At 60.9% G+C, this 12,284-nt stretch carries 17 protein-coding genes; 8 read left to right on the forward strand and 9 right to left on the reverse strand.

All coding sequences use genetic code 11. The annotated features are described in order from the left end of the window. Positions 1 to 43 precede the first annotated feature (43 nt). The 3 genes from ACI77I_RS15590 (at position 44) to ACI77I_RS15600 (ending at position 3,131) form a co-directional block, all read left to right on the forward strand. Entirely contained in the window at positions 44 to 676 is a 633-nt protein-coding gene (locus ACI77I_RS15590; protein ID WP_094950131.1) for a TetR family transcriptional regulator, read from the forward strand. A 28-nt stretch (positions 677 to 704) separates the two neighbouring features. Continuing rightward, positions 705 to 1,511 carry a suppressor of fused domain protein gene (locus ACI77I_RS15595; protein WP_406997906.1) on the forward strand — a complete coding sequence of 269 codons (807 nt, stop codon included), beginning with the start codon at positions 705 to 707 and terminating at the stop codon, positions 1,509 to 1,511. A 306-nt stretch (positions 1,512 to 1,817) separates the two neighbouring features. Beyond that, the gene (locus ACI77I_RS15600) at positions 1,818 to 3,131 is read left to right on the forward strand and encodes an FAD-binding oxidoreductase (RefSeq protein ID WP_094950133.1); all 1,314 of its coding nucleotides are present in this window, start codon (positions 1,818 to 1,820) and stop codon (positions 3,129 to 3,131) included. 7 nt (positions 3,132 to 3,138) lie between these two features. Here the strand turns inward: ACI77I_RS15600 and ACI77I_RS15605 are convergent, their stop codons facing one another. Together ACI77I_RS15605 and ACI77I_RS15610 are read right to left on the reverse strand one after the other, a co-directional pair. Next, complete coding sequence (locus ACI77I_RS15605; RefSeq protein WP_406997907.1) at positions 3,139 to 3,645, reverse strand: GNAT family N-acetyltransferase; 507 nt, start codon at positions 3,643 to 3,645, stop codon at positions 3,139 to 3,141. Between the two features lie 30 nt (positions 3,646 to 3,675). Further along, positions 3,676 to 4,113, reverse strand: coding sequence for a hypothetical protein (locus ACI77I_RS15610; RefSeq protein WP_263273145.1), 438 nt, complete (start codon positions 4,111 to 4,113; stop codon positions 3,676 to 3,678). A gap of 156 nt (positions 4,114 to 4,269) precedes the next feature. On the opposite strand from ACI77I_RS15610, the gene ACI77I_RS15615 reads away from it, so the two are divergent. Continuing rightward, on the forward strand, positions 4,270 to 4,833 hold the full coding sequence (locus ACI77I_RS15615) for a cysteine hydrolase family protein (protein ID WP_406997908.1): 564 nt from the start codon (positions 4,270 to 4,272) through the stop codon (positions 4,831 to 4,833). A 1-nt stretch (position 4,834) separates the two neighbouring features. Further along, positions 4,835 to 5,932 carry an NAD(P)/FAD-dependent oxidoreductase gene (locus tag ACI77I_RS15620; protein ID WP_406997909.1) on the forward strand — a complete coding sequence of 366 codons (1,098 nt, stop codon included), beginning with the start codon at positions 4,835 to 4,837 and terminating at the stop codon, positions 5,930 to 5,932. Here the strand turns inward: ACI77I_RS15620 and ACI77I_RS15625 are convergent. The 4 genes from ACI77I_RS15625 to ACI77I_RS15640 form a co-directional block, all read right to left on the reverse strand. Continuing rightward, positions 5,887 to 6,351, reverse strand: a complete 465-nt coding sequence (locus tag ACI77I_RS15625) for an NUDIX hydrolase (RefSeq protein WP_406997910.1) — start codon at positions 6,349 to 6,351, stop codon at positions 5,887 to 5,889. The genes ACI77I_RS15620 and ACI77I_RS15625 overlap by 46 nt on opposite strands. Then, positions 6,344 to 6,799, reverse strand: coding sequence for a bleomycin resistance protein (locus ACI77I_RS15630; RefSeq protein ID WP_406997911.1), 456 nt, complete (start codon positions 6,797 to 6,799; stop codon positions 6,344 to 6,346). The genes ACI77I_RS15625 and ACI77I_RS15630 overlap by 8 nt, the downstream gene beginning before the upstream one ends. Positions 6,800 to 6,819: 20 nt before the next feature. Continuing rightward, entirely contained in the window at positions 6,820 to 7,251 is a 432-nt protein-coding gene (locus tag ACI77I_RS15635; protein WP_406997912.1) for an HIT family protein, read from the reverse strand. A gap of 116 nt (positions 7,252 to 7,367) precedes the next feature. Beyond that, on the reverse strand, positions 7,368 to 7,517 hold the full coding sequence (locus tag ACI77I_RS15640) for an FAD-dependent monooxygenase (protein ID WP_406997913.1): 150 nt from the start codon (positions 7,515 to 7,517) through the stop codon (positions 7,368 to 7,370). Between the two features lie 73 nt (positions 7,518 to 7,590). Between ACI77I_RS15640 and ACI77I_RS15645 the strand changes: the two genes are divergently transcribed. After that, on the forward strand, positions 7,591 to 7,746 hold the full coding sequence (locus ACI77I_RS15645) for a hypothetical protein (protein WP_176462917.1): 156 nt from the start codon (positions 7,591 to 7,593) through the stop codon (positions 7,744 to 7,746). A 93-nt stretch (positions 7,747 to 7,839) separates the two neighbouring features. On the opposite strand, the gene ACI77I_RS15650 is transcribed toward ACI77I_RS15645, so the two are convergent. From ACI77I_RS15650 to uvsE, 3 genes are all read right to left on the reverse strand, one after another. Continuing rightward, positions 7,840 to 8,610: a nucleotidyltransferase domain-containing protein gene (locus tag ACI77I_RS15650; protein WP_406997914.1), complete on the reverse strand. Its 771-nt coding sequence runs from the start codon at positions 8,608 to 8,610 to the stop codon at positions 7,840 to 7,842. Continuing rightward, complete coding sequence (locus tag ACI77I_RS15655; RefSeq protein WP_083358595.1) at positions 8,607 to 9,086, reverse strand: ATP-binding protein; 480 nt, start codon at positions 9,084 to 9,086, stop codon at positions 8,607 to 8,609. The genes ACI77I_RS15650 and ACI77I_RS15655 overlap by 4 nt, the downstream gene beginning before the upstream one ends. Positions 9,087 to 9,294: 208 nt before the next feature. Next, the gene (uvsE, locus tag ACI77I_RS15660; RefSeq protein ID WP_406997915.1) at positions 9,295 to 10,323 is read right to left on the reverse strand and encodes a UV DNA damage repair endonuclease UvsE; all 1,029 of its coding nucleotides are present in this window, start codon (positions 10,321 to 10,323) and stop codon (positions 9,295 to 9,297) included. A 232-nt stretch (positions 10,324 to 10,555) separates the two neighbouring features. On the opposite strand from uvsE, the gene ACI77I_RS15665 reads away from it, so the two are divergent. After that, positions 10,556 to 10,981 carry a DUF2231 domain-containing protein gene (locus ACI77I_RS15665; RefSeq protein ID WP_094950144.1) on the forward strand — a complete coding sequence of 142 codons (426 nt, stop codon included), beginning with the start codon at positions 10,556 to 10,558 and terminating at the stop codon, positions 10,979 to 10,981. Further along, positions 10,978 to 12,270: a sorbosone dehydrogenase family protein gene (locus tag ACI77I_RS15670; RefSeq protein WP_242150108.1), complete on the forward strand. Its 1,293-nt coding sequence runs from the start codon at positions 10,978 to 10,980 to the stop codon at positions 12,268 to 12,270. The genes ACI77I_RS15665 and ACI77I_RS15670 overlap by 4 nt, the downstream gene beginning before the upstream one ends. Positions 12,271 to 12,284 lie beyond the last annotated feature (14 nt).

The following is a 12,284-nucleotide window of genomic DNA, read 5'->3' on the forward strand; positions in this document are numbered from 1 at the left end:
CTCGCATTCGCTATTCGCGTTAGCCCCGCCGCTGGAGCTCCTGATGACAACCCGGCAGACCGTCCGTATTTCCTCACGCAAGCAACCACAGCAGGCGCGTTCCACTGAGCTGGTGGCCGCGATCCTGCAAGCGGCTATTCAGGTTTTGGCCAAGGAAGGCGCCACCCGGTTCACCACCGCGCGGGTGGCGGAAAAGGCCGGCGTGAGTGTGGGTTCGGTGTATCAATACTTCCCCAACAAGGCCGCGATCCTGTTTCGTTTGCAGAGCGATGAGTGGCAGCAGACCACGCAGATGCTGCGTAACATTCTGGATAAAACCGACGTACCGCCGCTGCAGCGCCTGCGCACCCTGGTGCATGCGTTTATCCATTCCGAATGCGAAGAAGCGCAGATGCGCGTGGCGCTGAACGACGCCGCGCCGTTGTACCGGGATGCGCCCGAAGCCGTGGAAGTCCGCGCGGCGGGCCAGCAGGCCTTTGAGACCTTCATGCTGGAATTGCTGCCGCAAGTGCCTGAGCCAACCCGCGCGCTGGCCTGTGACTTGATCCTGACCACGCTCAGTTCGGTGGGTAAGGATTTTTCCGGCAGCCCGCGTACCGCCGCAGAAATAGCTATTTACGCCGACGGAATGGCTGATATGTTTCGCGCCTACGTGAACGCGCTCAATCACCTGTAAAGCACTCATCTCCAGCAAAGGAATGCACATGAACTTCTTCAAAAAGCTGTTCGGCGCAGCCAAAAAGTCCGAAGCCGAAGCGGCCTTGCCGACGCCGGTTGACCCGGTTGAAACCCCAGCGGATGCCGCCAATACGGCCGCCCGAATTGCCAGCGAAGCATGCCTGGACCGGCATTGGCAGGCCGTGGGCACTGTGGAGCGTGACGTGCTGACATACATGATCAGCCCAAGCTTCACCGGCGGCCCTCACTGGCCGTCCACCCGCCAGGCCTACCGCGTGGTGCGCCGTGACGGCGCCATCATTCTCGCCACCGAGGGCCTGTCTGACCCCTTCGACGATGCCGAAGGGCTCGGCAATGGGTTCGAAATGGAACTGTTCCTGGAAACCGCAGACATCCCCAACGACGCGCGTGGCGAGCTGGGTGATGTCGACCCTTTACGCCGTAGCTGGGCGTTCGAACTGATCGAACACGTGGCCAAAACCGTGGCTAATGCAGGCGGCATCACGCATCAGCTGGACAACCATGGCGTACTGTCCCTGGAACTGCCGGGGTTCAGCCTGTCGCACCAGATGAGCGAGCAAGTGCCTAAGTTGTTCGTCACCGACGACGATGCCGCCGGCGTGCTGCTCGGCGGGCCGGAACCCGACTTCCCGACCCGCCTGGAAGACATGCCGCTGTCGCCCGTGCGCCTGGTACCGGTGGTGTTGATCACCGCGTCGGAGCTCGAGTACGTGCGTTCCGGTGGGCGTGCGGCGCGGGAAGATCTGGTGGAGCGGTTGAAGGCCGCAGGTGTGGGCCATACCAGCAGCCTGTATCGCGCAAGCGTGGTGTGAACGGTCGTTGTGTCGACGCGTTGATTGTTTAACAAAGCCATAACTGAAGGTTCACAAACGGCGATTGAACGCACCTGCGCACGATGGGAGCATCGGCGACCATGATTTCGCGCCCATGCTTGATCCGTCGTCACCTGCTTCCCTCCTTCGCGAAGGTGCAGGCGCGTTCCTGCGAAAATCCTCTGTTCAATATCATCCTGGCCTTCTGGGCGCTGTGGCATTGCCGTCATGCGCGCCCGCCCGATGCGCGCTTCTGATCAAGTCGAAATTGCCTGCCCGGCATTCATTTATCAGAAGGATCATCCCATGACCGCCGCTATGCGCCCTGTCATCGGTGCTGCCCAGCGCAGCGCTTCGTATTACACCGCCAGCCTCAACGACGCCACCCAGTACCCAACGTTGCAAGGCCAGGTCAGCGTTGACGTGGTGATTATCGGTGGCGGTTTTACCGGCGTTGCCAGCGCCGTCGAGTTGGCTGAACGCGGGCTCAAGGTCGCGATTGTCGAGACTAACCGTATCGGCTGGGGCGCCAGCGGGCGCAATGGCGGGCAAGTCACCGGCAGCCTGTCGGGCGACGAGGCCATGCGCGCGCAAATGCGCAGCCGCCTAGGCGATGACGTGGACGATTTTATCTGGCACCTGCGCTGGCGCGGCCACGACATCATCGAGCAACGCGTCAGCAAGTACGCGATTGACTGCGACCTCAAGCACGGCCACTTGCATACCGCGATGAAACCCTCGCACATGACCGAGCTGCGCGCCTTTCACGATGAAGCGCAACGGCGTGGCATGGGCGATCAAGTCAGCCTGCTCGATGAGGCCGCTGTGCGCCAACATCTGGACAGCCCGCTGTACCTAGGCGCGCTAAAAAATACGCGCAACCTGCACCTGCACCCGCTCAACCTGTGCCTGGGTGAAGCACGCGCGGCGCAGAGCCTGGGTGCGCTGATTTTCGAAAACTGCGAAGTGCTCGACATCGTGCATGGCGACCGGCCTGCGGTAATCACCGCCCAGGGCCGCATCGATGCGCGCCAGGTGCTGCTGGCCGGAGACGTTTACCACAAGCTCGAAGCCAAACAGCTCAAGGGCAAGATTTTCCCGGCCATGGGCGGCATCGTCACCACCGCGCCGCTGGGCGAACTGGCACGCCAGATCAACCCGCACGACCTGGCGGTGTACGACTGCCGGTTTGTGCTCGATTACTACCGCCTGACGGGCGACGCACGCTTGCTGTTTGGTGGCGGCGCCAACTATTCCGGGCGCGATTCACGCGACATCGCAGCGGAGTTGCGCCCGTGCATCGAACGCACATTCCCGGCGCTGAAGGGCGTGGACATCGAGTTCCAATGGAGCTGCGCGATGGGCATTGTAATGAATCGCATCCCGCAGCTGGGCAAGCTGTCGGACAACGTCTGGTACTGCCAGGGTTACTCCGGGCACGGCATCGCCACCAGCCACATCATGGGCGAAATCATGGCTGAGGCACTGACCGGCACCCTGGAAAAGTTCGACACTTTTGCCGGGTGCAAACACATCAAGGTGCCGCTGGGCGATGTGTTCGGCAACCCGATGCTGGCCGTGGGGATGTGGTACTACCAGATGCTCGAGAAGCTGCGTTGACGGGCAGTCAAACGGTGCGCCACGCCATGGCGCACCGGCTATCCGGTTCAAAGCCGTGGGTATATTCGTCTGCCAGAATGTCTGCCAGGCGCTGATCCACTTCAGGTTTAAAACCTAAGCGACTGTAGAACGGCGCATTCCACGGCACGTGCTTGAACGTGGTCAAGGTCACCGAACGCAACGGGGTTGAGCGCGCAGACTCCATCGCGGTTTCGACCAGTTTGCGTCCCCAGCCTTGGCCCTGCATTGCTTGCGCGACCGATACTTCATGAATATGCAGTGCGTCGCCCTGGCGCTCTGCGCTGAGGAAGCCTTGAGGCTGAGCGTCAGCGTCGACGACCACCCAACAGGTTGACAGCGCGATCAACTGCCGGTGACGCTCGACACTCATCGTGACGGTGTCCGCCAGCCAGCTCAAGCCATCGAGCGCGCGGAATACTTGAGCTGCGCTCAGTTCGATACGAGGCAATAGAGGCGCGTCATCGGGTAGAGCAATTCGAATGCGGGCAGGCATGAGGCATGAACTCGGGTTGGCGCAGAAAGTTTAATGATCACATTCAAATTGCTCAAACCCCAAACGACTGAAAGGCAACCAGAAATCCTCGCCTTCGTCGCCGCGGATGAGGTGCCAATCGAAGCCCGGATTCTTGCCGATGGTGTAGCTGGGATGAGGGTTATCGAGGTCAATATGAATCGAGAATACGAACAACGCAGACTCAGACGACGCCAGGACCCGGCACACCTGCATCCACTCGGCCATGTAGGTTTCACAATGCGCCTCGGCGAACCGCAATACCGCAGGCAAATCATCCCAAGCCGCCTGAACCAAGCCCTGCACAGCCGCGAGCCGCACGCGCAGCGGCTCACTCTCACGGTGCTCGACGTAGATCAGTCGCGTACCAAACTGAAATTCGCACTGTGCGACACCGGGTCGTACGCACCAGTGGCCAAGCATGGATTCGCTCAATAGATCGATGTTCATCAACGTACGACTCCCCTGGAGAGCACTGCAAAAGCGCGCTTACTAAGATTCGGCGCAGCAGTTTAAAGGCAAACCGCAGCGGCTTTCGAACAAATCCCTGTTTGGGTGTACGCAAGGGCTGATATGTTTCGCCTCTGATCAGCAAAAGGACATGCCATGGAACCGTTAGCGACAAATGCAGCGCTGGTGATCATCGACATGCAGCAAGGCATGAACGACCCGAAGCTTGGGCGTCGCAACAACCCGGATGCCGAACGGCACATCCAGCAGCTTCTGAACGCCTGGCGGCAGGCTCAACGCCCGGTCATCCATGTGCGGCACATATCGCGCACTCCCGGCTCGGTATTTTGGCCGGGCCAGCCAGGCTGCGAATTCCAGCAGGCGCTGGCGCCGCTCAAGCATGAACACGTGGTGGAAAAAAACGTTCCGGATGCATTCACCGCCACCGGCCTGGAACGCTGGCTGCACATGCGTTCGATCAAGCAACTGGTGATCGTTGGGGTGATCACCAACAACTCCGTGGAATCTACGGCGCGTTCCGGCGGCAACTTGGGCTTTGACGTGATCGTGGCCGGGGACGCCTGCTACACCTTTGATCAAACCGATTTGTCGGGGCGGCTCTGGCCTGCCGAGGATGTGCATGCGCTGTCCCTGAGTAACCTGGCGATGGACTACGCCAGGGTCGTCGACACGGCGCAACTGTTGGCGGTTGGAGATTGAGATGGGCCAACACATCGTGGTCATCGGCGCCGGCATAGTGGGTGCGTCACTGGCCTATCACCTGGCAGGCAAAGTCGCGCAGGTCACCGTGGTGGAAGCCGGTGAAATCGCCTCGGGCGTCACCGCCACTTCGTTCGCCTGGATCAACACCTCGCACAGTGCGCCCGACCCGATCGCCGCCTTGCGCGGTGCAGCCATCGGCGAGTTTCGCCGCCTGCAACGCGAACTGCCTGACTTGCAGATACGCTGGGCCGGGGCCTTGTGTTACGGCGCAGGCACCGATGCAGCCTTGCAGGCCACGGATCACGCATCTTCGGCCACTCCGGTGCCGCGCTCACAGATTCTTGAGCTTGAGCCGACCTTGAAGAACCCGCCTGAACATGCCTTGTTCAAAGCCGAAGAGGGTGCGTTGGACGCGGTGCAAGCCACGCAGGCGTTGATCTCAGGTGCCCAGGCGCTGGGGGCGAAAGTGCTCACGCACACGCGCGTATTGGGTTTCAGAACGGTGAATGGCCAGGTAACCGGCGTCGAAACCGCGACGGGCACACTGGAGGCCGATGTGATCGTGCTCGCCGCCGGCACCGGCATCAAGGCGCTGACGGGCATGCTCGGCGCACCGCTTGCAGTTGAGGCCTCGCCGTCGGTGTTCATCCGCTACGCAGCACAGCCTGGCCTCGTGAATACGCTTATCTCCAACACGGAAATGGAGGTGCGCCAAACGGCGGATGGCACGTTGCTGGTTGCAGAAGACTACCGGGGCGACGCCGTGGAGGATCATCCGTCAGCGATTGCACGGCGCACCGGCAAAGCGATCTGCAACGAACTCAGGGGCGTGCGTTCACTTGAACCGCAAATGGCCTGTGTCGGGCTCAGGCCCATCGCGGTGGATGGGCTGCCTGTGATCGGCTACTTACCCACGGCCGGCGGTGTGTACGTGTGCTCGATGCACCCCGGCGTGGCGCTGGCGGCAATCGTCGGGCGCCTGGCCAGTGAAGAAATTCTCGACAGCCAGGCACATGCCTCACTGCTGCCCTGCCGGCCAGCGCGCTTTTTTCAAGACGCCGCAGCGTCAAACACACCCGCGTCCACCAGTATTTGAGACAGGTCCTGCGGCCATACCGTATCGGTGGTTGAGCGCAATTGGTCTGCGGTCCACCAATGGTGATCGGCCATGACCAAGGCCTCTTCCTGCGTCCATTCGTCTCTTGAAAGCTCGGTATTGGGCGCCCGCACGACAAAGAACTGCTCAATCGCCAACACGGTTTCGCCACTGGGCAGCATCAGCGGAAAACTGCGCTCTGCCACAGAGACTTGAACAGCGCTGAGCACAATGCCGGTCTCCTCGCGCAATTCACGTAGGGCCGCCGCGTGAAAGCTTTCGCCCTCCTCGACGCCGCCACCCGGCGTGGCCCAGTAATTTTTGCCGGCCAATGCACCGTCCTTATGCACGAACCTGAAAAGCAGGACGTCGCCAGCGGGGTTGATCACCAGTAATCGGGAAGCCTTTCGTTCACGCATTTGACGTTGTTCCTTTTTGAAAAGCGTTACTCTCGCGTTCACCCAGCCGCTCAACCAGCCGCACCAGATAACCATCCGGGTCCTGCACCAGGAACTCGCGCTGGCCGACCTCGATTTCGCCCGCCCTGTACCACACGTCTTTGCTTGCCTTGAACAAGGGATACGCCGCAGCGCCAAGCCGCTGAATAACCGCGAGTACGCCCGCAACGTCGATTTGCAGATTCATACCGCGCCCAAACGGCGGCTCCAGCGCGCCGGTTTGCCATTGATTGGCGAGCGGGTCGACTTGCTCAAGCATCACCTGCGCGCCCTCCAGATCGAGGTAGGCGAACCCGTCCTCCAGGCGTTGATAGGCAACCTTGAAACCCAAGAGCGCCACCCAGAATTCCAGGCTCTTATTCAGGTCCGTAACCATCAGCTCTGGGACGAGTTTATTTCGTTGCATCATGCGCTTGCTTCCATTGCGGGTTAACGGCTGATCAACTGTGCGATTTTCTTACGCAGGTCGCCGTGCTGTTCTTCAGCGTAGGGTGTAGCGGTTTTCCAGTCGTAGAACCAGACGGGCATCTTGCGTTTGTCGGCCGGTTCCGAGGCGTAGCGAGGGAAAATGTGGCAGTGCAGCTCCGACTCGGAGTTGCCCAGAATCTCATAGTTCATGCGCAGCGCGCCGGTCGCCTCTAGCACGGCGTCGCCCAGGCGGGCCATGTCGAGCAGGTAGGTTGCCCTGGCATCGCTGTCCAGGTCGTTCAAGCTGGCGACTACAGGGTCAGGCAGCAGCAGGCAGTAACCCGGTAGAAACTGCACGTCGCCCATCACTGCCCAGCCTGACGCCATGCGGCAAATGACTTTATCGTTGGCGCCGTTGCGGGCCAGTTCTACGCGCTGCGTAATCAATGACATCCTTCGTCCTTAATGATGACGTTCAACTCAGGGAAACAAACATAACGTTGTTTCGCCCAGCGAAGCCAGGTTAACTGAGTTCACCCCTTGAGCCAGGAGACATTGACCGATGCGAATCACCTGCCTCCATACGGCACACAGCAACGTAGCGGTGTTTGATGCCGCCGCTGAAGCACTCGGCGCGCGGTGGGCGGATGAATATGCGCAGCGTCACCCACCAGAAACACCTGCCCGACGCGGTAGTGATCGGCCAACCAGGCATTCATGGTGTAGGCCTAGGCCCAGAACACAGCGTGCGCTTGTACGCGAGTCGGTGATCACCGAAAAAAAGGCACGGCCATGACCGACCGCGTGGATGACGCTCGCGAGCGCATATGCGTGTCGATCTTCTCGACCTGGGACGAAGGCGATTTCGACAACCTGGTGCGGCTGATGCGCAAGTTCGCCGAGGAGATCAAGGCAGACTCGGTACAGGCGACGAAAGACACCCTCTGACAGTGCTGCGCTTCACATCCTAAAGCGTGCTGCGCTGCAACGCCGCGATCTGTTGCCACATCGCCAACGGGTTGGAATCGATCTAATACCTGTCTATGCCTGCACTGAAACCATCCAGCTCACAAAGGCCTGCAGCCGCGCGAAAAACGCCTCGCGCTCGGCGCTCGGGTTGCGCGCCTCAAACAGGAAGTAGGCGATCTGGATGCGCATGGTCGGGTAATGCTGCACGAACAAGGCAACATGCTCTTCGAGGGTTTGAGGCCAACCTGAGGCATCGGCCGCGCGCAACGTGTGCGTTGACCGAATCAACTTGCGTGCCGCTTCGCGCTGCAAGCGAAGCCGCTCGGGCGCGCTGCTGGCATGTTCGATGCGCGTGAGGTAGCCGTTCAACACCGGCTCAAAATCACCATTGAGCGCCAAGGCGATGTCACGCGAGGGCGCGAACGGTTCGAAGCGCAGCGAGAGGTCATCGCCCCACAGGCAACGGCAATGATGCTTGAGCCAGAAGCCCCAGCGATTGCGGTTCTCGGGCGCCAGCACTTCGGCGCGGTGGCCGATATCGAAGTCGATCTTCGTCACCCCTTCGTGCCGTTGTTCCAGCGCCTGGCGCAGCTGTTCCAACTGCACGAGTACTTGCGCGTCCGGCGGGTCAGTCAGTACCAGCGTGAGATCAAGGTCGGACTCGCCTGGGCTGGCATCGCCCCTGGCGACACTGCCGTAGAGATAAACGCTGTGCAGCCCCAGCCCTGCGGGTGACAGAGACGCGCGCACATCGGCCAGCAACGATTGGAATTCAGGTTGGATGGGCGCATCGGCAACCGTCAGCACGCAACCATTCACATCGACACCTTGAACGGCGCTCATGGGCGATGCACCTCAATCACCAAACCTTCGGCCTCACTCGGCACACAGAAGTGCCGGGTGATCAGGTCAAACTCGGCATCGGTTGCGGCAAAATCATGCTCGCCCAGGGCATTGCGCGCATGCAGGCGCGCGCGGCACGTGGCGTCGTCCAATTCGAGGTAGTGCAGGCGGTGCGGCACCTGAGCGGTCTGCGCCAGACCGAGCAGCCATTCGCGGTTGGCCAGTGTGTTAGCGGGAAAATCCAGCACCACGTTGACGCCCGATTGCAGCAGGTTGCTCACCAGCGGCCCCAACACCCCGCGAACACGCTGGGCGCAGCGCAGATAATCGGCAACCGACAGGATCTCACCCGGATAGAGCTGCGCGAGCCAGTGATCTTCGCTGAGCACGACGGCGGCGTGCTCGGCGGCCAGGGTTTTAGCCAGTGTGGACTTGCCGGAGGCGATCTTGCCGCACAGCAGATGCAGGGTTGGCATGGAGCGGTTCCTTATGTCGGGCCATCAAGCGTTATTGCCCGTCAATTAAACGATAGCGTGGGCAGCCGTTAACCTGTGGCGAGGGAGCTTGCTCCCGTTGGGCCGCGAAGCGGCCCTAAAACGCAGTCCAACGGAAGCAAGCTCCCTCGCCACAGTGACAGTGCTAAACCTTAACGGGCCGGTATTAGCCACCCAGCATGCCATTTTTTCACGCCAAACGATGTTGCCAATACTCATAAAATGCCAAGGCCGCGACGTTCTTGTCTTTGGCTTCGAGCATGATGTCGAAGCGCTCGAGAAACTGCAGCGCGTAATCATTGGTCCAGCGGTTCCACATTTGCGCGCTGTGGGCGTATAAGTCGCGCTTGGAAACCACCTGCAACAGCGCGCCCATCTCCAATTTTTGCTCGGCGTCAAAACCCAGTGTTTGCAGGCTTTCCTGAGGCTGGGAGTAATGCATCGTGGGGCGCACGCCGCGCCAGCTGTCGATCACGCGGGCGACGCGTGGCGAATCGGGGTCGATGTATTCGTCTTCGTTGATCCAGCAGTGGTGGATGTCCAGCACCACTGGCGCCAGGTCGGCCACTTGCAGGCAGTGGTCCAGGCCGTAGGTCTTTTCGTCGTTTTCGAAAGTGATGCAGTTACGCGCCACCTCGGACAAGCGTGCCCACACCGCACGCGTGCCTTCAACGCCCAAACGGCCGGCGATGTGCAGGTTGCACTTGAGGTCCTGAAAGCGTCGGCCGTAGCCCATCATGCGAATCATGTCGGCGTGGTATTCGAACTCAGCCACACTGTTTTCCACCACGCCGGGGTTGTCCGAGCCCAGCACGCAATATTGGCCGGGGTGGAATGACAGCCGGATATCCGCGGTGCGCGCCAGGTCGCCAATCGCGGCGAACCCCTCGATCAGCTGACGTTGAATGGCCGGGTCCTTGTACACATCCGCCACTTTCGGGTGGCTGTAGAACGGCAACAAATCACTGCTCAGGCGCAACATGCGCAGCGTCGCCGGCAGCTCGGCGACATAGGCGAGCAGGCGTAATTGCGCTGCCAAATTATGTGTCACCACCTCAACCAATTTGCTGCGGGCGACCTGGGGTTCAACGCTGTCCATCCAGCGCAACGTCGTGGTGCGCGGGTTGAAAGGGCCTTCGATCATCTTGAGCGCACTGGCTGATGGCAGGCGTTCAGGGTGTTTGTACTGGCAGGCAAAGCCGATGCGAGGGTGGGTCATGGAAAGGCCTGGAAATGAGCGATCGTTAAGAATATACGAAGTTAGGCGCACGGCGCTGCCAGGGGTTCACTTAACCACCTTAACGCGCGAATCAAGTTGAATCTCGCTCGCCACAACAAACATCACGACACGAAGCCTCAGTGAACTTTCTTACAAACACCAGGCTCCTTTCCTATGCGAAGTCATCGTGCCCTGATTCCAGGGTGCTGAACGATAAGGAGCCGCCACCGACATGACTACCCTCCCCGCCTACCCCACCGTCAGACCAGGCCCGCTGCATTCAATGCTGCTGGCCGGCAGCGTACCGTTGTTTCTCGGTGCCTTGCTCAGTGACATTGCCTACGGCCAGACCTACCAGATCCAGTGGGCCAACTTTGCGTCCTGGCTAATCGCCGGCGCCCTGGTATTGAGTGGCTTTGCGCTGTTGTTTGCGCTGGTCAACCTGCTGCGTGCCGACCACAAGGCCGGGCGCCCCACGGCTTATTTTCTACTGCTGTTGGCCGCTTGGGTGCTCGGGCTGGTCAACGCCTTTCAGCATGCCAAGGACGCTTACGCCATGATGCCGGGCGGCCTGATCTTGTCGGTGATCGTCACGGTGCTGGCAATCGCCGCCACCTGGATCGGCCTGACCAACCTGCGCGCAGGAGTTGCCAAGTGAAAACACTTCATACCCTAAGCGTATTGAGCGCTGCCCTGTTACTCACGGCTTGTGGCGGTGAAGGCGACAAAACCCAGGCCCGCGGCCCCGACCCTAAATTACCCGAGCAACAAAGCAGCCTGCTGCCGAGCATGAAAATTGCCGAGCCGGCGCCGTGGGGCAAGCAGAAACCCAAGGTACCCGACGGCTACAGCGTCACCGCCATTGCCACTGACTTGGCCATCCCGCGCCAAACACTGGTGTTGCCCAACGGCGACATCCTCGTCGCCGAAGGCCGTGGCGGCAGCGCGGCCAAGCTCAAGCCCAAGGACGTGATCGCCAGCCTGATCAAGGCCGAGGGCAATACCAAGGTCAAGGGTGGCAACCGCCTGACCCTGTTGCGCGATGCCGACGGTGACGGCACGTATGAACTGAAAACGGTATTCGCCGACAACCTCAACGCGCCCTACGGCCTGGCCTTCGCTGACGGCAAACTCTACGTCGCCAACCAAGACGCGCTGGTGCGCTTCGACTACACCGATGGCCAGACCAAAGCCAGCGGCCCGCCAACCAAAGTCACCGACCTGCCGGCGCAGATCAACCACCACTGGACCAAGTCCCTGGCGGTGAGCGAGGACGGGCGCCAGCTCTACGTGGGCATCGGCTCCAACAGCAACATCACCGAGCGTGGCATGGAAGTGGAAATCGACCGCGCGATGGTCTGGCAGATCGACGCCGCCACCGGCGCGCACAAACCCTACGCCACCGGCATTCGCAACCCCACCGCGCTGACCATCCAACCCGGCACCGGCCAAGTGTGGGCGGTAGCCAACGAACGCGATGAACTCGGCCCCGACCTGGTGCCGGACTACCTGACGTCGGTGCGCGAAGGCGCCTTCTATGGCTGGCCCTACAGCTACTGGGGCCAGAACGTCGACCCGCGCGCGCAACCGCAGAACCCAGCGAAAGTCGCCAGTGCGATCAAGCCGGATTACAGCCTAGGCTCCCACGTTGCAGCGTTGGGCGTGGACTTCTCCATCCCTGCCCTGGGTGAGAAATTCGCCGACGGCGTGTTTGTCGGCGAGCACGGCAGTTGGAACCGCGACAACCCGGTGGGCTACAAAGTGATCTTCGTGCCCTTCAGCAATGGTAAACCGGCGGGTGAGCCGATCGACTTCGCCACCGGCTTTCGTGGGGATGACGGCAAGACCCGTGGGCGCCCGGTGGGTGTGACGGTGGACCCTAAAGGTGCGCTGATCATCGCCGACGACCTGGCCAATACCATTTGGCGCGTGACACGTAACCCATAGCCCTTGCAGCACAG

It is taken from the genome of Pseudomonas sp. D47, from assembly GCF_045447305.1.
GTDB lineage: Bacteria > Pseudomonadota > Gammaproteobacteria > Pseudomonadales > Pseudomonadaceae > Aquipseudomonas.